Genomic DNA, 22,472 nt, shown 5'->3' with positions numbered 1-22,472 from the left:
AATGTCAGAATTTAAACAACAGGAACTGTTCTGGAGCAACATGTTCGACGCGGAAGATCGTCTCATTGCATTCCCTTCGTTTCACATGTCGGACTCAGCATTAGAGCACGATGCATTAAACACCTCTAACAGCATTCACACTTCATTGAGATCCGATGTATCCCTGCGTATCATGACGATGGCGAATCAATCACCAATGGCTGTTTATTTGGTTCTCCTGGTTGGTATCAAGTGCCTTTTGCACAAATATACAGGGGAAGAGAGTATTATTGTTGGTGTTCCAACCTTCGAAGACGAAACCGATGAAGACCTTCGTTTGGATCAAATCATGTTGCTCAAACAAAACATAAATGAGAACAGTACGTTTAAATCCATATTTAATGAATTCAAACATACGCTGAACGATGCCATCTTACATCAGGATGTTCCTTTTGATAAAATGGTCGGTCCATTAAATTTAAACTACAATTCCAACCATTTGCCAATGATCCCTGCTATCGTATCATTAGATCAAATTCACCTCATCCATTTTAAAGAGACTGCTGCTTCAGATACATTATTTCAATTTGACATCAAGAATGATGCTATTCATTTAAAAGTAACTTACAACGAACAAGCTTATGATCGTCAGTATATGATGCAAGTAATCGAACATTTAAATCGCCTTTTTTCCATCATACTATTTCAACCCGACATCACCATTAGCCAGCTTAATATTTTGACTGACACGGAAATTAATACATTTAAAGACTATAATCAAACGGCGGCCGAGTATCCGCGAGAAAAAACGATTCATCAATTGTTTGAGGAACAAGCGAATCGTACGCCGGATCAAGTGGCTGTCGTGTACGAGGAAAACCAGCTGACGTACCAGGAACTGAATGAAAAGGCGAATCAGATCGCTCGAACGCTGCAATCCGAAGGTGTGCATCCGGATCAGCCAGTTGGAATTATGGCCGAACGCTCCCTGGAAATGATCGTAGGGCTCTTTGGGATTTTGAAAGCTGGTGGTGCGTATGTGCCGATTGATCCGACCTATCCTGAGGAACGGATTCGATACATATTGGAAGATTCAGATACAAAGTTGCTATTGGTGCAACATCATTTGCGGGAGAAAGTGCCTTTTACGGGGAAAGTGCTGGATATGGAAGATCCGCAAACCTTCAGCGAAGACGGTTCAAACTTGGAATCGATTTCCGGTCCGAATCAGTTGGCATATGTCATCTATACATCAGGATCAACAGGTAAGCCGAAAGGAGTTATGGTGGAGCACCGCTCAGTGATCAATCGACTGGTGTGGATGCAGGAAAATTACCCGCTGGATGAACGGGATGCTATTCTGCAAAAAACCGCGATCACTTTTGATGTATCGGTGTGGGAATTGTTCTGGTGGTCGATCGTAGGCTCTAAAGTGGTATTGTTACCAAACGGAGGAGAAAAAAACCCTGAGTTGATATTGGATACGATTGAACAAAAAGGTGTCAGCACATTGCATTTCGTACCAGCGATGCTGCATGCTTTTCTGGAATCAATGGAACAGACGCCCAGCGGCAAGCTAAAGCGAAAGCTGGCGTCGTTAAGATATGTGTTTGCAAGCGGCGAAGCCTTAACACCCAAACATGTGGACGGGTTTCAGCGCATTATAACACCGGTGAGCCATGCTCAAATCATCAACCTGTACGGACCGACTGAGGCAACGATCGATGTATCGTACTTTGAATGCGAGGCGGACAAAAGGTATAACTCGGTTCCAATAGGCAAGCCGATTTCAAACATTCAATTGTATATATTACAGGCCGGATATATGCAGCCAGTCGGTGTGGCAGGAGAACTGTGCATAGCGGGAGATGGACTTGCACGGGGCTATTTGAACCGTCCAGAGCTGACGGCGGAGAAATTTGTAAAAAACCCGTTTTCAGCGGGAGAGCGGATGTACCGGACGGGAGATTTAGCAAGGTGGCTGCCGGACGGAAATATCGAGTATTTGGGCCGAATCGACCACCAGGTGAAAATTCGGGGTTATCGGATTGAAACTGGCGAAGTCGAGGCCGCTTTATTCCATATCCCGTCCATTCAGGAATCCATCGTTCTAGCACAAGAAATCAACGAGGAAATATCCCTGTGCGCCTATTACACCGCAAACGATACTTTAACGGCTGGCGAGCTTCGGGAACATCTATCCAGACAGCTTCCTTCCTATATGATACCTGCTTATTTCATTCAGCTGAAAGCAATGCCGCTAACTTTGAATGGAAAAATAGATCGCCGGGCACTGCCTTCTCCGAGAGAGAATCTCACAGGCATGGACTATACAGCTCCGCGGACAGAACTGGAAAAAATACTAGCCGCAACGTGGGAGTCAGTATTAGGCTTAGAACGGGTCGGAGTTTCGGATCATTTCTTCGAATTAGGGGGGGACTCCATTAAGTCGATTCAAGTGTCCTCAAGATTATACCAAGCCGGGTATAAGTTTGAAATCAAACACTTGTTTAAATATCCAACGATCTCTGAACTTGTTCCCTATGTAGAGCCGGTTACCCGTGTTGCAGAGCAAGGAGAAATCAAAGGTCCGGCTTTGCTGACGCCTATTCAACATTGGTTTTTTGACCAGCGATACCCCGATCTGCACCACTATAATCAAGCGGTCATGCTTTATTGGAAAGAGGGATTAAATGTACCGATGCTTCGGGAAGTCATGAGAAAGATCGTCGAGCATCATGATGCTTTGCGCATGGTCTATGTTCCTGCAAAACATGGATACGAAGCTCGAAATCGGGAGATCGACGAAGGGGATCTATTCAGTCTTGAAGTGTTCTCATTACTCGAAGAAAACAATGTTGCCCAAACGATCGAAACATTATCCAATGAGATTCAGCAATCCATTCAATTAGCTGAAGGCCCGCTCATAAAACTGGGATTATTCCAGTGTCAGGATGGAGATCATTTGCTGATTGTGGCCCATCATTTGGTCATCGATGGCGTTTCATGGAGAATATTAATCGAAGATATAGCGGCTGCTTACGAGCAGCTGCTAAACGGAGAAGCGATCCAGCTTCCAAAGAAAACGGATTCCTACCTGTTATGGGCGGAACAGTTGAAACGTTATGCAGAAAGTCCGGAGTTTGAAATGAAAAATCAATACTGGTTCCAGCATGAACATATTCCATTACCTAAACTGCCAAAGGATAACGAGCAGGAAATCGGACTGGCCGAAGACCGGGAAACGATCATCGTCCAATGGACGGCAGAGGAAACCGAGCGGTTATTAAAAAACGCTCATCGAGCTTATACGACTGAAATGAACGATTTATTGCTGACCGGGCTGGGAATTGCTATTCATCGTTGGACTGGACACGAAGACATTCTCATTCATCTTGAAGGACATGGCAGAGAGTCTATAATTCCAGACCTCGATATTTCACGTACAGTAGGCTGGTTTACGAGTCAATACCCGGTATTCCTTCCCATCAAGGCAGATCATGATATCTCGCAGCGGATTAAAACCGTGAAAGAACATTTGCGTAAGATTCCCCAAAAAGGAATAGGTTACGGCATAATTAAGTATTTATCCGATCACCGAGAGGATCGGGAATTTACCGGACAACCGGAAATCAGTTTTAATTTTCTGGGACAATTTGATCAAGATTTACAAAATGGGAGTATCGAGGTATCACCTTACTCCAGCGGGAAAATAGCCAGCGACAAGCATCCCCTCACCTATGCCCTTGATATTAACGGCATGATTTCAAACGGACGATTGTCACTGGCAATCAGTTACTGTGGTAAACAATATCATAAAGAAACAATGGAAACATGCGCCGATCTGTTAAAAAGCAGTTTGCGACAAGTCATCGAACATTGTACTGCCCAGGATCAAGTTCAGCTGACACCAAGCGATATTTCGTTAAAAGAAATATCTATCGACGAACTAGATCAATTTGTGCAACAAGCTCAGCATCTTGGCGAAATTGAAAATATATATCCGTTAACCCCTATGCAGAAGGGAATGTTGTTCCATAGTTTAATTGATTCGGCTTCTGGTGCTTACTTTGAACAAGCGGCTTTTGATTTGAAAGGCCTCTTGGATATCGAGGCTTTTATGATGAGTTTGTCGCAGCTGGCCAAAAGATATGACATTCTTCGAACTCAATTTTATACCGAATGGAAAGAACAGCCCTTGCAAATTGTGCTCCGGCATAAGCCGATTGAAACTGTCGTTGAAGATATTCGCGATATGAATGTTGATCAACGCAGCGAGTTCATTGCGGCTTTTGCGAGAAAAGATAAGGAGCGGGGATTCAATCTTATCCGCGATGCTTTAATGCGCGTATCGATCCTGCGAACCGATGAAGAAAAAGCACGATTGATTTGGAGCTTCCATCATATTTTAATGGATGGCTGGTGCTTGCCGCTGATAACGAAAGAAGTGTTTGAAACCTATTATGCGATTATTGAACGTAGGCAACCGAAGCGTGATGCCGTGACGCCGTACAGACAATATATCGAATGGCTGGATGAACAAGATCACGAGCAAGCTGCAGTTTATTGGCGGGATTATTTGGACGATTATGAAGGGCAAACCGTTTTGTTGAAAGAACCATTTTCCGATCAGGCCAGAGGATATCAAAAACAAAAACTTGCGTGCCGTCTCGGAAAGCAGCTCACAGAGGAGATCAAAAGAGCCGCAAGCCAACATCATGTCACCGTTAATACATGGATGCAAACCGCATGGGGCTTGTTGCTGCAAAGATATAACGGTACTCAGGATGTCGTTTTCGGCACTGTCGTATCCGGCCGGCCGGCAGACATTCCGGGTATTGAATCAATGGTAGGCTTATTTATTAATACCATTCCCGTACGCGTTTGTGCTCAACCAGAGATGACAGTTGCACAAGTATTGAAAATGAACCAGGAGCATGCACTGGCATCTCAACCATACGATACATTTCCATTGTATGAAATTCAGGCTCAAACCGAACAAAAGCAGCAGTTGATCAATCATATTATGGTATTTGAGAATTACCCGGTCGAGAAACAAATGGAGCATATGAAGCGGGATCACGACGTCTTAGACATTAGTGATTTCCATTTGGAAGAACATACTCATTACGATTTTAATTTCATTGTGATGCCGGCTGAAGATATGGAAATGCATTTTGTATACAATGCCAATGTTTATGATCAAGCCACTGTTGAACGGATACAAGCGCATTTTATGGAAATCATCAAGCAAATGGTGAACGATACGGCGGTTCATGTTCAAGAACTCGATATACTTTCGGAAGATGAGCGTTCGCTCCTTATAGAAAAATTTAACGATACGGCGACCGAGTATCCAAAGGAAAAAACAATTTATCAATTGTTTGAGGAACAAGCGGCGCGAACGCCTGAGCAGATCGCCATTGTTTTTGAGGATCAGAAACTGACCTACCGCCAATTAAATGAACAAGCCAATCAATTGGCACGAACCTTAAGGGCCAAGGGAGTGAGGTCGGACCGAACCGCAGCTATCATCAGCGACCACAGCATCGAACTGGTTGTGGGAATTCTGGCCGTATTAAAAGCCGGCGGCGCCTACGTGCCTATTGATCCGGACTATCCAGAGCAGCGAATACAATATATATTAAACGACTCTAAAACAGAAATTGTCTTGACACAGAGCCATCTTCAGCAGCGATTGGCCCATGAAGGCACGATCGTTCTATTGGATGATGAAAATTCTTATCACAAGGAGCGCTCTAATCTTGAGCGGATCAGCAATATAAAAGATTTGGCGTATGTCATCTATACATCGGGCTCTACAGGAAAGCCTAAAGGGGTATTAATCGAGCATCAAGGCTTAACCAATTATATTTGGTGGGCTGACAGGGTGTATGTAAAAGGTGAGAAAACGACCTTCCCGCTATATTCATCCATTGCTTTCGACTTAACGGTAACATCTATTTTTACACCACTCATCAGCGGAAATGCCATAATTGTCTACGGAGATAAAGACAGGACGACTCTGCTTTCATCCATTATTGAGGATTCCAGGGTTGATATTATCAAGCTGACCCCGGCTCATTTGCAGTTATTGAAAGAAATGAACATCTCGCCTGAGTGCACGATCCGGAAAATGATTGTCGGAGGCGACAATTTAAGTACACGGCTGGCACAAAACATCAGCGAACAATTTCAAGATCAAATTGAAATCTTTAACGAATACGGGCCAACGGAAACTGTAGTCGGATGTATGATTTATCTCTACGATCCAAAGAAAGACAGACAGGAATCGGTGCCAATTGGTACGGCTGCGGCCAATATGAACATTTATCTGCTGGATACGGGTATGAAACCGGTGCCGATCGGCGTCCCCGGAGAAATGTATATTAGCGGAGCAGGAGTAGCCAGGGGATATTTGAACCGTCCTGACTTAACGGCTGAAAAATTTGTTGAACATCCGTTTGCCGCAGGTGAGAGAATGTACAAAACGGGCGATGCCGCCCGCTGGATGCCGGATGGGCATATGGAGTATTTGGGACGAATCGATCATCAGGTGAAAGTCCGAGGCTACCGTATTGAACTCGGCGAGGTCGAAGCGGCTTTATTGCTAGTGGAATCTGTTAAAGAAGCTGTCGTCATCGCGGTCGAAGAAGAGGGCTCCAACCAGTTGTGTGCTTATGTGACAGGAGACGAATCATTAAAAACGCTCCAACTCAAGCAGCAATTGCAGAACAAACTGCCCGCTTATATGATTCCTGCCTACTTTGTACAGATAGAGGAAATGCCTTTAACAGCTAATGGCAAAATCGATCGAGAAGCTTTGCCCGCTCCTGATGGAAATATGCTGGCCGGAACCGAATATGCTGCTCCCCGAACGTTGATTGAAAAGCAGCTGGCTGAAATATGGAAAGAAGTTTTGGCTCATTCTGAGCTGGGGATTAAAGATAACTTCTTTGACGTTGGCGGCCATTCACTCAAAGTATTACAATTAGTTGATCAAATTAACAAGGTTATGGGAATCAAATTGCATTATCACGTCGTTTACGAAGCCCCTACTATCGAAACTATGGCACACGCTATTCAAGCCGCGGCTTTACCGTCCAAGACGGAAAACGTATTCGTCAAGTTGAATCAAAACGGTTCGATCCCTGTATTTTGTTTTCCTCCATTAATTGGGTATGGGTTGGTTTATAATGAAATGGCGAACAGGCTTGATGGCGACTGCGTTGTCTATGCCGCTGATTTTACAGAAGACCCATCCTATAAGAAACCGATAATTGACCGGTTTGCAGAAAGCATGATAGACATTCAAGAACAAGGACCATTTGTTTTGCTTGGATATTCTTCAGGATCGAATTTGGCTTTTGAAGTGGCCAAAGCCTTGGAGCAGCGAGGACGCACCGTATCTGATGTGATTATGCTGGACTCTCAAATCACCACTTCGGTGACTCATTTATCTGAAAAGGAAGTAGAAGAGATCATCCATCTAAATCTGGATATTATTCCGGTTTATTATAGAGAATTATTAACCATTCCTTCGATAAAAGAAAAAATTAGAGGCTATCTTGCATATCATAATCAACTGATCAATTCCGGCACCATCAACGCCAACATTCATCACTTGTTATGCGACGATATGACCGAAAGAGGATGGACGCACTCAACCGCTCACAATTACAAGGAATATGAATTAAAGGGAGACCACGTTACAATATTTGACCCTCAATATATTGAAGAGAACATGAGTACGATTCGATCTATCATGAAATGCATTGAAGAGCAGCAACTTGGTGAGCTTGTACCTCATGAACAACTGTCATATATGAGTCGCACAAAATCTGATCGAACATAAGGTGCTGGTTGAAGAACGCTTTAACTTCACCCATAAAGTTTACCTGCTGAATGATGAAGCAGCGGATTAGCGGACAGGGGCCATTCTCTGTCCGTCTTTCTTTTTGTATTAAGAATGGATAGAAGACACTTGGGAATGATAACATCATCCTTTTTCTTGGAGGCTTATCATGGATCGTCTTTCTTTGCTTACTTTTATCATGTTGATTCTAGCCAGTTACAGGCTGACACATTTGATTGTATTCGACAAAATCACGGAATTTATCCGAAAACCTTTTATGAAAAAGAAAAGAATCGTTGATCAAAACGGGCATGTAGATGAAAAAAGCGTGCCGGCTTCTAACTTTGGATACATGCTCAATTGCTACTGGTGTGCCGGCGTTTGGTGTGCCATCTTGATTGGACTGGGCTATCTCTTTTTGCCTCGTATTGCAGTTCCAGTTATCTTTATTTTAGCCATCGCAGGAGCACAGGCGATTCTTGAAACAGCTGTCGGTGTCGGCGTAAAACTCATTGATGTATTAAAGAGCCTGCAAACCATGATAAATGATAAAAAGTCCTAAAGCAGCGGAACAAAATGCTTCAGGACTTTTTTCGTTTATCTGGTGATATAGACATAAATCCTGATTTCTTCAATCCGATTAAGCACCCTTTTACAGCCCGGGAATACCGTAATAGCGAATAGTGAAAGAGATGTAATGGGGGAGAAGAAACAGAATGAAGGTTTGTCAAAAGTCGATTGTCCGTTTCCTTGTCAGTTTGATCATCGGAACGTTTGTCATCTCCGTTCCATTTATGGCCAATGCGCAGCCTGACAGGGAACTGAGAGCCGTATGGATTGCTTCCGTATTAAACATTGATTGGCCGTCAAAAAAAGGTTTGCCGGTGGAAGAGCAAAAGCAAGAGTATATCAAACTGCTGGACGATGTACAAAAAATGGGGATGAATGCCGTTATTGTTCAGATTAAACCGACGGCAGATGCTTTTTATCCGTCCGCTTACGGACCTTGGTCTGAATACTTAACCGGTGTCCAAGGGAAAGACCCGGGCTATGATCCGCTTGCATTTATGATTGAAGAAACCCATAAACGAAATTTAGAATTTCACGCATGGTTTAATCCTTACCGGATTACCATGAATCATACGGACCTCAATAAATTGTCTAAGGATCACCCGGCAAGACAGCATCCAGACTGGGTTGCCGCTTATGGAAACCAGCTTTATTATCATCCGGGCATTTCTGAAGCGAGAGATTTTATCGTCAAAGGTATTGAAGAAGTGGTAAAACATTATGATATCGATGCCGTTCATATGGATGATTATTTTTACCCTTATAAAATAGCCGGACAGGAATTTCCTGATCACGCTCAGTATGAACAATACGGAAAAGGCACTTTTTCCAATATTGATGACTGGCGGCGGGATAACGTGAACCAGCTTGTCAAACAAATCAACCAAACAATTAAAACCGCAAAGCCATATGTCAAATTCGGTATCAGTCCCTTTGGAGTATGGAGAAACGCGGCAGATGACCCAACCGGATCGAATACCAAAGCAGGCGTCAGGAACTATGACGACCTTTATGCAGATACGAGACATTGGATCCAAGAAGGCGACATCGATTATATTGCCCCGCAAATCTATTGGAGCATCGGCTTCAACGCAGCAGCTTACGACGTACTGGCTGATTGGTGGAGCAATGAAGTCAAAAATAGGCCTGTACATTTATATATTGGCCAGGCAGCCTATAAAATCAATAACAACTTTGATCCACCATGGTCCGACCCCGAGGAGTATGTGAGACAAATCACCTTGAACCGTCAGCTTGAGCTTGTGAAAGGAAGCATGCATTTCAGCCTCAAAGACCTCAACAAAAATCCGTTTGGCATCAAAGACAGGCTCATCACCGAGCTTTACAGTAAGCCGGCACTGGTTCCGCAAATGCCTTGGCTTGACAGTACCGCCCCCAAAAAACCGAAGCTTACGAAAGTCACCGAGGATAAAAATGGCATTCTTCTTCACATTAAAGACCACCCATCAAATCAAAAAACGAAAGAAACAGCCTATTTTGCGATATACAGAGCCGAAGGGAAAAAGCACAAAACATTGCTGGCAGCTGCTAGAAAAACAAATGAGCAGCAAACCTTCCTAGATGAGACGGCAGACCCAAACAAGAAGTATACGTATTATGTCACTTCAGCAGACCGGCTTCATAACGAAAGCAAGGCCTCCAAACGAAAGACAAAGTAAGAAATGAGAAGGACGGCTTTCTAAGTCGTCTTTTTTCAATAAGTTTTTTTGAGAAACAGGATACTTATGATGAACCGATTGGCTGAAGAATACTGGGAGAAAGGCTTTGCTACTGAATCCGTCCGCATACTTGTCTCATTTTTATTTGAGAAAGTCAATGTAAATAGACGTCAAGCTGAAGTCATGCCAGCAAACGAGGCTTCAAAAAACGTCCTCTTAAAAATCAATACGCGGTGATCAAGCTGGGCATATGGGGATCAGCGGTCGGTTTATTGATTAATACGGTTTCCCTTTGGAGCCATCCCATTATCTTTCCGACGCTATCAAAGGGACAGGCCATTGCGTTTGCCAGATGGATGGTATGCGCCTATCGCATGTATTTGCTTATCCCATTGATGTTTGCACGTCAAAAATGACTCAGTTTTAATTTTCAGACTTCTTTTGTCAGGGAATGATTACAGAACTCGCCTAATAGGATGTTACAAAGATGTGAAGGAGGAAATTAAGTGAATTTTGAGCTGACAAAAGAACAACAAATGGTTCGTGAAATGGTAAAGGATTTTGCGAAAAAAGAAATCGCTCCTCACGCTGAACATGTAGATCAAACGGGCGAGTTCCCGATACAAACATTTAAAAAAATGGGTGAACTCGGGCTGATGGGTATTCCATTTCCCGAAGAATACGGAGGATCAGGCGGCGATACGATTTCATATGCCTTAGCGGTTGAAGAAATCGGCAAAGCCTGCGGCAGTACTGGATTAAGCTACGCTGCAGCGGTCTCGCTCGGTGCAAGTCCTCTTTATTACTTTGGAACAGAAGAACAAAAACGGGCGCATTTGACTCCTCTTGCTTCAGGCAAAGCACTCGGATCATTCGGCCTGACGGAACCAAATGCCGGCTCAGATGCAGGAGGGACTCAAACGAAAGCCATTACAAATGGTGATAAGTATGTAATTAACGGTGAAAAGTGCTGGATCACGAATGCAAGTTACGCACGAACGGTAATTGTAACCGCAGTAACAGGCAAAAGCAAAGAAGGAAAAAACATCATCTCCGCTTTGATCGTGCCAACTGACACACCCGGACTTACGATTACGAGCCCGTACGATAAAATGGGTGTCCGCGGTTCAAATACAGCGGAAATTTTGCTTGAGGATGTGAGAGTGCCTGCGTGCAACTTACTCGGCGATCCAACAAAAGGGTTTAAACAGTTTCTATACACGCTGGACGGCGGACGAATCTCCATTGCTGCTCTTGCAGTCGGCATCGCCCAAGCGGCACTTGAAGCATCATTGGCATATGCGAAAGAACGAAAGCAGTTCGGACAGCCGATTTCTTCCTTTCAGGCCATCCAATTTAAGCTTGCTGACATGGCGATGGAAATTGACCTTGCACGGCAAATGGTGTTAAAAGCCGCTTGGCTGAAAGACCATAACCGCCCGTTCACAAAAGAAGCAGCATATGCCAAGCTGTTTGCATCTGAAATGGCGACAAGAGCTTGCAATCAAGCCATTCAAATCCATGGAGGTTCAGGCTACATGAAGGAATATGGGGTAGAACGGATGCTGCGGGACGCAAAATTAATGGAAATCGGGGAAGGCACATCTGAAATTCAACGTATCGTGATTGCCAGACAGCTATTGAAATGAAATGTAAACGCTTTCTAATTACTTAGAAAGGAGGAACAATTCATGGCTGAACTCATCCATTCCACAATCGGCAGACTGCTGGAACAAATCGCTGAAACCTATCCCGATCAAGAAGCGGTTGTTTATCCAGACAGAAAAATTCGCTATACGTACGCTCAATTTGACAGTCTGTGCCGTCGAACCGCTAAAGGACTCATGCGGATGGGGATTGGGAAAGGAGACCACGTAGCCATATGGGCTTCGAATATCCTCGAATGGCTTGCCGTTCAGTTCGCCACCGCCAAAATCGGAGCTGTGCTCGTGACCGTCAATACTAATTATCAAGCACACGAACTCGATTACTTGTTAAAGCAATCGGATGCTACCGCTCTTATTGTCATGGATTCATATCGGGGCACTTCTTACACAGACATTCTGAAGAGCCTCATTCCAGAGCTGCAAGAAACAGAACCTGGCCAGCTGAAATCAGAACGATACCCCTTTTTAAAAACGCTGATCTATATTGGCGATAAACGTTTTCCGGGTATGTATCATTGGGACGATACAGAGATACTGGCGAAAACAGTGTCGGATGCTGAGCTGGAAGCCAGAATGAACAGCCTTGAAAAAGACGATGTGATTAACATGCAATACACATCAGGAACGACAGGGTTTCCTAAAGGGGTAATGCTGACCCATTTTAATGTTATCAATAATGCTGCCAATATCGCTGAATGTATGGTATTAACCTCTCAAGACCGCATGTGCATCCCGGTTCCGTTTTTTCATTGCTTCGGATGCGTGCTTGGGGTTTTAGCGTGTGTGTCCGTCGGAGCAACCATGATACCTGTACAAGAATTTGATCCCGTGACCGTCCTTAAAACGGTAGAAAAAGAGAAATGCACAGCGCTCCACGGTGTGCCGACCATGTTTATCGCCGAGCTGCATCATCCGGATTTTAATGCATATGATCTATCGACCCTCCGAACAGGCATTATGGCTGGGTCTCCTTGTCCAAGTGAAGTGATGAAAGCTGTTATTGAAAAGATGGGCATGAAAGACATTACGATCGCCTATGGACAAACCGAAGCATCACCGGTCATTACGCAAACGAGGGCAAATGATTCCTTCTTAAGGAGAGTCGAAACAACCGGCCGCGCCCTGCCGCATGCAGAAGTGAAAATTGTAGAACCCGGGACATATCAAGAAGTTCAAAGAGGCGGGCAGGGAGAGCTTTGCACCCGCGGCTATCACGTTATGAAAGGCTATTATAAAGACGAAGAAGCGACCAGAAAAGCAATCAATCCCGATGGATGGCTGTTTACCGGAGATCTTGCTGTCATGGACGAAGACGGATACTGCCGCATCACCGGAAGATTAAAAGACATGCTCATTAGAGGCGGTGAGAACATTTACCCGCGGGAAATCGAAGAATTTTTATACCGGCACCCTGATATTTTAGATGTACAGGTCGTTGGTGTGCCTGACGCCAAATTCGGAGAGGAGGCCGCAGCCTGGATTAAACTGAAAGACGGAAAAACCGCTTCGCCTGAAGAACTTAAGGACTATTGCAAAGGGAAAATCGCCCGCCACAAAATTCCGCGTTATGTTATTTTTACAGACGAGTATCCGATGACGGCTTCAGGCAAAATTCAAAAATATAAACTGCGTGAAAAAACGATTGAAATGTTCAACTTATCATCATGTCAATGAGGTGAAGTCATGTTTACAAAAGTACTGATCGCCAATCGCGGAGAAATTGCAATGAGAATTATCCGAACATGCAGCCGTCTCGGCATCAAAACGGTCGCGGTTTATTCTGAAGCAGACAGAGACGCTCCCCATACAAAGGCGGCCACGGAGGCTTATTTGATCGGGGAATCAAGAGTCAGTGAAAGTTATTTAAATATAGAGAGAATCATAGAGACAGCGAAAAAAGCAAACGCCGATGCCATCCACCCGGGATACGGGTTATTATCAGAAAACAGCCGATTCGCTGAACGCTGCAAGCAAGAAAACATCGTGTTTATCGGCCCTGCACCCGATATCATCGCAAAGATGGGGAGCAAAATTGAAGCACGTAAAGCAATGGAAGCGGCAGGTGTCCCTGTAGTACCCGGTGTTTCCGAATCCCTCGGAGACATTCAGGAAGCTTGCCGCACTGCAAGTCAAATCGGCTATCCTGTCATGCTGAAAGCTTCAGCGGGCGGAGGCGGCATCGGTATGCAGCTTGTTCAAAACGAGGAAGCATTAAGAAAGGCGTACGAGGGGAACAAAAAGCGCGCAGCAGATTTTTTCGGTGACGGGTCGATGTATATAGAGAAAGTTATTGAACATGCCCGCCACATCGAAGTTCAGCTTTTAGCCGATCATTTCGGCCATACAATACACCTGTTTGAACGCGATTGCTCTGTTCAGAGGCGGCATCAAAAGGTCATTGAAGAAGCGCCGTCACCATTTTTAGACGATAAACTAAGAATGAAGATCGGGCAAACGGCCGTAAAAGCAGCGAAAGCGATCGGCTATACAAATGCAGGCACGATCGAATTTTTAGTTGACCCGAATCAAAACTTTTATTTCCTCGAAATGAATACGAGATTGCAAGTTGAACATCCCGTGACTGAAGAAATAACGGGCCTGGACTTAGTTGAGCAGCAGTTACGGATTGCTGCGGGCCATACACTCACATTCTCCCAGCAAGACATTAAACGAAACGGGCATGCGATAGAGGTCAGAATATACGCAGAAGATCCCAAGACCTTCTATCCGTCACCAGGTACGATCACTGCGTTTTCACTCCCTGACCAAAAAGGGGTCAGACACGAATGTGCGGTCGCAAAAGACAGCACCGTTACTCCTTTTTATGACCCGATGATCGCCAAGATGATCGTCAAAGGCCAAACCAGAGCGGATGCAATTGAAAAGCTGGAGTCAGCGCTCCGCGACTATCGGATAGAGGGAATCAAAACAAATCTTCCGCTTCTCATACAGGCTGCGGCATCAAAAGCATTTAAAGAAGGTAATGTCACGACTGACTTTTTGAAACAACACCTATAAAGGAGGCAGTTGTCATGACGGTTATTATACAAATGGCGGGCAACCTGTGGAAAGTGCACGTTAAAGCCGGCGACCACATTGAAAAAGGCCAGGAAGTTGCCATTTTGGAATCAATGAAAATGGAAATCCCGATCGTTGCGGACAGAAGCGGAACCGTAAAAGAAGTCAAAAAAAACGAAGGCGATTTTGTGAATGAAGGTGACGTGTTGCTCGAATTGAGCGATTCCACTCAATAATCTGGAGGAAGACCATGTCATATCCTAAAAAAGTGAAAATCAGAGAAGTCGGCCCGCGTGACGGCTTACAAAACGAGCCCGTATGGATACAAACAGAAGATAAAATTGCTTGGATCAACCAGCTATCCCGGACAGGGCTACCGTATATTGAAATCACATCCTTCGTTCATCCGAAATGGATTCCGGCGCTTCGAGATGCTATAGACGTGGCAAAAGGCATCGACCGTGCAAAAGGGGTAACGTACGCGGCACTTGTCCCGAATCAAAAGGGGCTGGAGAATGCGCTTGAAGGAGGCATTGACGAAGCTTGCGTATTTATGTCCGCCAGTGAGACGCACAACAGAAAAAACATCAACAAATCCACTACTGAAACCCTTCATATTCTCAAACAAGTAAACGATGACGCAAAAAAAGCAAACCTTTCAACAAGAGCCTACCTCTCAACCGTTTTCGGCTGTCCGTACGAGAAAGATGTCTCCATTGAACAAGTCATCCGCCTTTCTGAAGCTCTATTTGAATTCGGGATTTCTGAACTATCGCTTGGAGATACGATCGGAGCGGCAAATCCCGCCCAAGTGGAAACCGTGCTTGAAGCTCTTTTGGCACGATTCCCGGCCAATCAAATTGCCCTGCATTTTCATGATACGAGAGGAACGGCGCTGGCCAACATGGTCACAGCTCTCCAAATGGGCATCACTGTGTTCGACGGCTCGACAGGCGGACTTGGGGGCTGTCCATATGCTCCAGGTTCGTCCGGAAACGCTACAACTGAGGATATCGTATACATGCTTGAACAGATGGACATCAAAACAAATGTAAATCTTGATAAACTGCTATCCGCAGCCAAATGGATAGAAGAAAAAATGGGCAAACAGCTGCCAAGCCGAAATTTACAGGTATTTAAATCATCTTCATAAAAGAGAGGGCAAATACAATGGGAGAATCGATTCTTTTTACTGTCCAAAATGAACATATTGCGTTGATCACCTTAAACAGGCCTCAGGCGGCAAATGCTCTTTCAGCGGAAATGCTTCGAAACCTGCAATTGATTCTTCAGGAAATTGAATTCAACTCGAACATCCGCTGCGTCATCCTCACAGGTACCGGTGAAAAAGCGTTTTGCGCGGGGGCAGACCTGAAAGAACGGATAAAACTGAAAGAAGATCAGGTTCTGGAAAGTGTAACTCTCATTCAAAGAACGGCGGCTTTACTTGAAGCCTTGCCGCAGCCAGTCATAGCTGCGATAAACGGAATCGCATTAGGCGGCGGGCTTGAATTGGCATTGGCATGCGACCTTCGAATCGCAGCTGAATCAACTGTGCTGGGCCTTCCGGAAACAGGGTTAGCTATTATCCCAGGCGCTGGAGGGACCCAAAGGCTGCCCCGGCTGATTGGCAGAGGAAAAGCAAAAGAATTAATATATACAGGCAGCCGCGTCACCGCACACGAAGCAAAAGAAATTGGCCTTGTAGAGCATGTCACGGCTCCCTGTGACCTCATGCCAAAAGCAGAGGAACTGGCCGCAGCCATTTCTGCCAACGGGCCGATCGCTGTCCGCCAGGCTAAATTCGCAATCAATAAAGGGTTGGAGACAGATCTTGCTACAGGTCTGGCGATTGAACAAAAAGCATATGAACATACCATTCCGACAAAAGACAGGAGAGAAGGGCTTCAGGCGTTTCAAGAAAAAAGACGGGCCATATATAAGGGAATATAAAAGGGAGGCAATGCTCATGGATTATGAAAAGGAACGATCAGAACGGGCCGAACGGATCCGAAAAGGCGGGGCGGAAAAGTATCATCAGAGCAACCAAGAAAAAGGCAAGCTCTTTGTCAGAGAGCGGCTTGCTCGTTTGTTTGACGATGACATCGAACTCGAAGACGCTTTTTTTGCGGAATGTATGTCAGACGGGCTTCCCGCTGATGGAGTGGTGACGGCTATCGGCAAAATCGGCGGCCAAACCGTTTGCGTCATGGCTAATGATTCAACAGTAAAAGCAGGCTCATGGGGAGCAAAAACCGTAGAAAAAATCATCAGAATTCAAGAAACAGCCGAAAAATTAAACTGCCCGCTCATTTATTTAGTCGATTCGGCTGGCGCAAGAATCACCGACCAAATCAATGTATTTCCAGGGAGACGTGGTGCAGGAAGAATTTTTTACAATCAAGTCAAATTATCGGGACGCATTCCGCAAATCTGCCTGCTTTTCGGACCGTCTGCGGCAGGGGGCGCTTATATTCCGGCCTTCTGTGACATTGTCGTTATGGTAGAGGGTAACGCCTCCATGTATTTAGGCTCGCCGAGGATGGCGGAAATGGTCATTGGCGAAAAAGTATCTCTCGAAGAAATGGGTGGGGCCCGTATGCATTGCTCAATCTCCGGCTGCGGAGATATTCTTGCAGAAACTGAAGAAGAAGCCATACGTCTGGCACGGGCTTATTTATCGTATTTTCCGGCTAATTATCAAGAAAAAGCGCCTATGCAAGAGAAACGCCCGCCAAAACACTTCGATATCCCGCTTGCCGATATCATTCCGCAAAATCAAAATGCGCCTTTTGATATGCATGAGCTGATTGAGCGGGTTATTGATGAAGATTCATTTTTTGAAATCAAAGCTTTATTCGCACCGGAATTAATAACGGGCCTCGCACGAATTCACGGACAGCCTGTCGGCATTGTTGCTAATCAGCCAAAGATAAAAGGAGGCGTCTTATTCCACGATTCAGCAGACAAAGCGGCTAAATTTATTACCTTATGTGACGCGTTTCATATTCCATTGCTGTTCCTAGCGGATATCCCCGGCTTTATGATCGGCACAAAGGTAGAACAAGCGGGCATTATCAGACACGGCGCAAAAATGATTTCAGCGATGTCGGAAGCAACTGTTCCAAAGCTCTCTGTCATTGTCCGAAAAGCGTACGGAGCGGGGTTGTACGCAATGGCAGGGCCTGCATTTGAACCGGATTGCTGCTTAGCGCTCCCAACCGCCCAAATCGCCGTCATGGGCCCTGAAGCAGCTGTAAACGCCGTCTATGCTAAAAAAATCGCCGAGCTGCCCAAAGAAGAGAGGGCCTCATTTATCAGCAGCAAACGGGAGGAATACAAAGAGGACATCAATATCTACCGCCTGGCTTCAGAAATGATCATTGATGCCGTGATCCCAGCCAATTCGCTGCGTGATGAGCTGGCTAAACGGCTCAAGGCATACATGACAAAAGAAATGACATTTACCAATCGAAAGCATCCGGTTTATCCTGTATAAAAAAGCAAGGACTTAAGAGCGCAAAAAGCGCTCTTTTATATGTTTACAATAATAAAATTATGTAAACTAATCAACTTTGAATAAAACGCAATGTTTTTTAGAATAGTAAATAAAGGCTGCCGCACCTCTCGCGGCAATTGTCAGTTCATCATAAAAAGGGGCCTACATTATGTATCATTTATATTCACATAACGACTTGGACGGAGTAGGATGCGGAATCGTAGCAAAATTGGCATTCGGGAAAGATGTTGAGGTCCGGTATAACTCTGTCAACGGCTTAAACGCTCAAGTGCAGTACTTTTTAGAAAAAGTGAAAGAGAGCAACAGACAAGACGCATTATTCATCACCGATCTTGCCGTCAACGAAGAAAACGAAGAGAGATTAAATGAGTATGTTCATGCAGGCGGAAAAGTGAAGCTGATTGACCATCATAAAACAGCGCTTCATTTGAATGAGCATGAATGGGGATTTGTCCAAGTGGAATATGATGATGGAAGGCTCTCATCGGCCACATCGCTTTTATATGGCTATCTCGTTGAAAATGGATTTATGAAACCGACAAACGCCTTAGATCAATTCACAGAGCTCGTCCGCCAATATGATACATGGGAATGGGAACGGTATGATCAAAAACAAGCGAAGCGGCTTAATGATCTTTTCTTTCTGCTGTCAATCGATGAATTTGAAGAAAAAATGATTCAACGTCTTTCTGTGCATGATGATTTTTTCTTTGATGATTTTGAAGAGAAACTGCTTGATTTAGAAGATGCAAAAATCGAGCGCTACCTCCGCAGAAAAAAAAGGGAAATGGTGCAAACCTTTGTTCATGAACATTGTGTGGGCATTGTCCACGCAGAATCGTACCATTCAGAGCTTGGAAACAGACTAGGAAAAGAAAATCCCCACCTCGATTACATTGCGATTTTAAGCATGGGGTCAAAACGAGTCAGCCTGCGCACCATTCATGATTATATCGATGTGTCAGAAATCGCCGGTCGATACGGAGGCGGAGGGCATGCAAAGGCATCGGGATGTTCAATCACTGACGAAGTATATGAATTGTTTGTTGCTGAAGCATTCCGGATTGAACCTGTCCGTCCAGATGCTTTCCGTAATATCTATAACCTAAAGGGATCGGCGAACGGAGCATTATATGAAAATCGCGCACAAATGAGATTTTTTCTGTTTCCTTTAGACAACGAGTGGAATATCCAAATTAACGGAGAAACACAGGATGAAACATTCGCAGCTTTTGAAGAAGCAGAATGGTTCATTAAAAGAAATTATGCAGCATCGCTCGTGCGGGATGAAGTATTTGTCGCATTTTTAGCGGAGCATTTGAAGCTGGCAAACCAGCATCGCAGATAAAAAAATATGCATAGGGGAGAATCAATCATCCCTATGCATATCCGCTAGCTATCGTTTAAATATAGCTGCACGTTTTTTAATCACAAAATAAAGGGCGATAACGGCAATAGCCAGTATCATAATCGGCGTAGTATAAGTGCCCGCAATGCTCTCAACGTCATCCCACTGACATCCGAGCTGAATGCCTAAATAAACAAAGAGGATATAGACCACGGAATGATAGCAAGTACAGTCAGTACCACAAATTTGAGAAACGGCATTTTGGCAATGCCTGCGGGAATGGATATCGCATGTCTGACAACTGGTATAAAACGTGCCGAGAAGACAACACCTGTGCCGTACTTTTGAAACCAGTTTTCTGACATGTCAATATGATGCTTTTTAGTCAATAAGCACTTTCCCGCTGCAGGGGCAATAGCTTATTACTCATCCTCATAATAAGTGGAGGCGACCTATATTGCCAATATTTACATATAAATTTTGTTCTTATATGTTGAATAAAGAACGTTTGTTCTGTTAATATTAGGTCAACAAAGGAGTGAGTCGAATTGCTTAGAGATCGCGAAACTATTAAGTGGACGTCGCTAATGCTTCCTGAACATTTAACGCAGCTAAAACAAGATTTGATTGATGTATCAAAAATTGAAAAGCCATCCTTAGTTGAACAACAAATTGAAGAAATGAATATTCTCGTCTCTAAGGCACTTGAATTTAATAAAGAGTTGCAATTCAAGTTTTTTAACAATGGTTTTGTTGAAAATGTTGCCGGCAGAGTCCATTACATTAATTGTGAGCAACAAAAGCTACACGTTATTCAAATGAAAAAGCTATTTTTTAGTAATGAATGTGCAAAAAAACTGTCTATGTAAGAATTTTCGACACTTTTTTCATATTTTAAGTCTTATTTTCATTTAATTCAAATGGGGAGTTATTATAAATAGGCAATAGTTAGTCATTAAAACCGAATACGATGGAGGTATGTAACAATGAGTAAAACAGCAATTATTACAGGTGGAGCAAGTGGTCTTGGACTAGCAACGGCGAACAGATTGGCTCAGGAAGGAGTGAATATTTCTGTCGTAGACGTCAATGAAGAAGCAGGAGCTAAAGCTGTAGAACAATTAAAAGGGCAAGGTGTAGATGCCATTTTTGTGAAAGCAGATGTTTCCAAAGCGGCAGATGTTAAAAATTACGTAGATAAAACAGTCAAACACTTTGGCACAATTGATTATTTCTTTAATAATGCTGGAATTTCTGGTAGCGGAAAATTCTTTTTAGATACAGATATTGAAGAAATTGAGAAAATTGTAGAAATTAATTTATTTGGTGCATTATATGGCGTTCGTTATGTAGCAGAAGTAATGCTTAAAAATGGTGGAGGATCTATCGTCAACACTTCATCAAGTGCTGGTGTTATTGGACAAGATTCTGTTGTCACATATTCTGCTACTAAACATGCTATTGTTGGTATTACGAAAAGTATGGTGGCAGAATATGCGAAAAATGGTTTGCGTGTGAATGCTATCGCACCAGGTCCAACAGAAACACCAATGGTAAAAGAATTTTATGAAGCAAACCCTAAAATGAAAGAAAATGCAACTAGTGGTATTCCACAAAAACGTCTTGGAACACCAGAAGAAGTAGCAGAACTAGTTACATTCTTATTAACTTCTAAAGCTAACTATATCAATGGTGAAGTCATTCGTATCGATGGTGGCTTTACAAATACGAAATAAATAATAATGCTTTTGAATAAAGCAGAAGCTTTTATTACATCTGTCCCATACATGAAAGCTTTAATGCGTGAGGACATGATGATAACAGTATTTGATCAGGAGAAGTACCTTTATTATTCAACCAGCTCCGAGCTCAATTTTGGACATAAGCCTGGTGATCCATTGCCTTAGAGCTATTTGAATTATGCAATGGTAAACAAGCAGGGAACAACCGTTGTTCACGTAACAGCCGATGAGTTTGGTGTAGATAACGGTGAAATGATCGGTGCTATCAATGCTGCTGTTAGTACAAAGAAAAAAGAAATGCTAATTGAGATTATCTCTTCAGTGGAAGGGATCGCTAATGAATTACAAGGAAGTGTAGAAGAAATTGCGGAAAACGCAGAGAGTTTAAACGATAAATCTACACATATGCAAAATCAGACACAGCATACGGTTGAATATTCAACTAATATTCAAGATATTCTCTACAACGATCTAGAATGAGGTAATAACTTGCATCGTTCCGCCTAAATGTAACAGGTGTGCAGAAGCTACAATCAATAAATTAACACAGCCATTGTAATATAGCCGGTAATACCATTAACTGTAGAAAATAAAAATGTATCAACCATCATGTTGATGATTGATACATTTTTTTTGCATGTTAAAAAGGTTTTGTGATCATCAATAATATGATAATTAGAAGTAATATGTTTTCCACATATTCCGTACGTAATAATTTTTTTACGTAGTGATGATATTCATCAGGAACTGAATCAAGACTATTGTCAGCAAGCAATTCTTTAATCGGGGTGGAGTACGGAGGCGGAGGGCATGCAAAGGCATCGGGATGTTCAATCACTGACGAAGTATATGAATTGTTTGTTGCTGAAGCATTCCGGATTGAACCTGTCCGTCCAGATGCTTTCCGTAATATCTATAACCTAAAGGGATCGGCGAACGGAGCATTATATGAAAATCGCGCACAAAATGAAACAATGGTTCATTAAAAGAAATTATGCAGCATCGCTCGTGCGGGATGAAGTATTTGTCGCATTTTTAGCGGAGCATTTGAAGCTGGCAAACCAGCATCGCAGATAAAAAAATATGCATAGGGG

Annotated in this window: 14 protein-coding genes and 4 pseudogenes; 17 read left to right on the top strand and 1 reads right to left on the bottom strand. The window is 43.7% G+C overall.

Going from position 1 to position 22,472, the window contains the following annotated elements; genetic code table 11:
- Position 1: 1 nt before the first annotated feature.
- From Q5C82_RS05020 to nrnB, 13 genes and pseudogenes are all read left to right on the top strand, one after another.
- Positions 2 to 7,834 (top strand): non-ribosomal peptide synthetase, encoded by a 7,833-nt coding sequence (locus Q5C82_RS05020; RefSeq protein WP_003220187.1) that lies wholly within the window; start codon positions 2 to 4, stop codon positions 7,832 to 7,834.
- Between the two features lie 169 nt (positions 7,835 to 8,003).
- Positions 8,004 to 8,396, top strand: coding sequence for a DUF1360 domain-containing protein (locus Q5C82_RS05015; protein ID WP_003220186.1), 393 nt, complete (start codon positions 8,004 to 8,006; stop codon positions 8,394 to 8,396).
- 154 nt (positions 8,397 to 8,550) lie between these two features.
- Positions 8,551 to 10,083 (top strand): glycoside hydrolase family 10 protein, encoded by a 1,533-nt coding sequence (locus Q5C82_RS05010; protein ID WP_003220185.1) that lies wholly within the window; start codon positions 8,551 to 8,553, stop codon positions 10,081 to 10,083.
- A gap of 78 nt (positions 10,084 to 10,161) precedes the next feature.
- A pseudogene (locus Q5C82_RS05005) lies at positions 10,162 to 10,305 on the top strand (GNAT family N-acetyltransferase); the annotation flags it as partial.
- A pseudogene (locus Q5C82_RS05000) lies at positions 10,302 to 10,499 on the top strand (DUF5367 family protein); the annotation flags it as partial. The pseudogenes Q5C82_RS05005 and Q5C82_RS05000, both read left to right, overlap by 4 nt.
- Before the next feature lie 90 nt (positions 10,500 to 10,589).
- On the top strand, positions 10,590 to 11,732 hold the full coding sequence (locus tag Q5C82_RS04995; RefSeq protein ID WP_003220182.1) for an acyl-CoA dehydrogenase family protein: 1,143 nt from the start codon (positions 10,590 to 10,592) through the stop codon (positions 11,730 to 11,732).
- 42 nt (positions 11,733 to 11,774) lie between these two features.
- Positions 11,775 to 13,424 (top strand): AMP-binding protein, encoded by a 1,650-nt coding sequence (locus Q5C82_RS04990; protein WP_003220181.1) that lies wholly within the window; start codon positions 11,775 to 11,777, stop codon positions 13,422 to 13,424.
- A 9-nt stretch (positions 13,425 to 13,433) separates the two neighbouring features.
- A complete protein-coding gene (locus Q5C82_RS04985) occupies positions 13,434 to 14,768 on the top strand; it encodes an acetyl-CoA carboxylase biotin carboxylase subunit (protein ID WP_003220180.1) in 1,335 nt (444 codons plus the stop codon).
- A 14-nt stretch (positions 14,769 to 14,782) separates the two neighbouring features.
- On the top strand, positions 14,783 to 15,004 hold the full coding sequence (locus Q5C82_RS04980; RefSeq protein WP_003220179.1) for an acetyl-CoA carboxylase biotin carboxyl carrier protein subunit: 222 nt from the start codon (positions 14,783 to 14,785) through the stop codon (positions 15,002 to 15,004).
- 14 nt (positions 15,005 to 15,018) lie between these two features.
- Positions 15,019 to 15,921 carry a hydroxymethylglutaryl-CoA lyase gene (gene ldeG / locus Q5C82_RS04975; RefSeq protein WP_003220178.1) on the top strand — a complete coding sequence of 301 codons (903 nt, stop codon included), beginning with the start codon at positions 15,019 to 15,021 and terminating at the stop codon, positions 15,919 to 15,921.
- Positions 15,922 to 15,938: 17 nt separating this feature from the next.
- Complete coding sequence (locus Q5C82_RS04970) at positions 15,939 to 16,721, top strand: enoyl-CoA hydratase (protein WP_003220177.1); 783 nt, start codon at positions 15,939 to 15,941, stop codon at positions 16,719 to 16,721.
- Positions 16,722 to 16,731: 10 nt separating this feature from the next.
- Positions 16,732 to 18,267, top strand: coding sequence for an acyl-CoA carboxylase subunit beta (locus Q5C82_RS04965; protein ID WP_079996379.1), 1,536 nt, complete (start codon positions 16,732 to 16,734; stop codon positions 18,265 to 18,267).
- Positions 18,268 to 18,436: 169 nt separating this feature from the next.
- Positions 18,437 to 19,636, top strand: a complete 1,200-nt coding sequence (gene nrnB / locus Q5C82_RS04960) for an oligoribonuclease NrnB (protein WP_032727205.1) — start codon at positions 18,437 to 18,439, stop codon at positions 19,634 to 19,636.
- Positions 19,637 to 19,684: 48 nt separating this feature from the next.
- Here nrnB and Q5C82_RS04955 read toward each other — a convergent pair.
- Positions 19,685 to 20,037 (bottom strand): annotated as a pseudogene (locus tag Q5C82_RS04955) (DedA family protein); the annotation flags it as partial.
- A 186-nt stretch (positions 20,038 to 20,223) separates the two neighbouring features.
- Here Q5C82_RS04955 and Q5C82_RS04950 point away from each other — a divergent pair.
- The 4 genes and pseudogenes from Q5C82_RS04950 to Q5C82_RS04935 all read left to right on the top strand — a co-directional run.
- The gene (locus tag Q5C82_RS04950) at positions 20,224 to 20,505 is read left to right on the top strand and encodes a YolD-like family protein (RefSeq protein ID WP_171017010.1); all 282 of its coding nucleotides are present in this window, start codon (positions 20,224 to 20,226) and stop codon (positions 20,503 to 20,505) included.
- Between the two features lie 117 nt (positions 20,506 to 20,622).
- On the top strand, positions 20,623 to 21,372 hold the full coding sequence (locus tag Q5C82_RS04945) for an SDR family NAD(P)-dependent oxidoreductase (protein WP_003226641.1): 750 nt from the start codon (positions 20,623 to 20,625) through the stop codon (positions 21,370 to 21,372).
- 189 nt (positions 21,373 to 21,561) lie between these two features.
- Complete coding sequence (locus tag Q5C82_RS04940; protein WP_230939495.1) at positions 21,562 to 21,858, top strand: hypothetical protein; 297 nt, start codon at positions 21,562 to 21,564, stop codon at positions 21,856 to 21,858.
- A 314-nt stretch (positions 21,859 to 22,172) separates the two neighbouring features.
- Positions 22,173 to 22,455 (top strand): annotated as a pseudogene (locus tag Q5C82_RS04935) (oligoribonuclease); the annotation flags it as partial.
- Between the last annotated feature and the right edge of the window lie 17 nt (positions 22,456 to 22,472).

Origin of the sequence: uncultured Bacillus sp. (assembly GCF_958411575.1) — a bacterium.
Classification (GTDB): domain Bacteria; phylum Bacillota; class Bacilli; order Bacillales; family Bacillaceae; genus Bacillus; species Bacillus spizizenii.
Note: the sequence above shows the minus strand (reverse complement) of the source record. Positions and strands in the feature narration are given on the sequence as shown.

Coding starts and splice junctions, on each gene's coding strand:
- Q5C82_RS04950 (WP_171017010.1), top strand. CDS start 20,224: ATGCTTCCTGAACATTTAACGCAGCTAAAACAAGATTTGATTGATGTA.
- Q5C82_RS05020 (WP_003220187.1), top strand. CDS start 2: ATGTCAGAATTTAAACAACAGGAACTGTTCTGGAGCAACATGTTCGAC.
- Q5C82_RS04945 (WP_003226641.1), top strand. CDS start 20,623: ATGAGTAAAACAGCAATTATTACAGGTGGAGCAAGTGGTCTTGGACTA.
- Q5C82_RS04940 (WP_230939495.1), top strand. CDS start 21,562: ATGGTAAACAAGCAGGGAACAACCGTTGTTCACGTAACAGCCGATGAG.
- Q5C82_RS04965 (WP_079996379.1), top strand. CDS start 16,732: ATGCTCATGGATTATGAAAAGGAACGATCAGAACGGGCCGAACGGATC.
- Q5C82_RS04990 (WP_003220181.1), top strand. CDS start 11,775: ATGGCTGAACTCATCCATTCCACAATCGGCAGACTGCTGGAACAAATC.
- Q5C82_RS05015 (WP_003220186.1), top strand. CDS start 8,004: ATGGATCGTCTTTCTTTGCTTACTTTTATCATGTTGATTCTAGCCAGT.
- ldeG (WP_003220178.1), top strand. CDS start 15,019: ATGTCATATCCTAAAAAAGTGAAAATCAGAGAAGTCGGCCCGCGTGAC.
- Q5C82_RS05010 (WP_003220185.1), top strand. CDS start 8,551: ATGAAGGTTTGTCAAAAGTCGATTGTCCGTTTCCTTGTCAGTTTGATC.
- Q5C82_RS04970 (WP_003220177.1), top strand. CDS start 15,939: ATGGGAGAATCGATTCTTTTTACTGTCCAAAATGAACATATTGCGTTG.
- nrnB (WP_032727205.1), top strand. CDS start 18,437: ATGTATCATTTATATTCACATAACGACTTGGACGGAGTAGGATGCGGA.
- Q5C82_RS04980 (WP_003220179.1), top strand. CDS start 14,783: ATGACGGTTATTATACAAATGGCGGGCAACCTGTGGAAAGTGCACGTT.
- Q5C82_RS04985 (WP_003220180.1), top strand. CDS start 13,434: ATGTTTACAAAAGTACTGATCGCCAATCGCGGAGAAATTGCAATGAGA.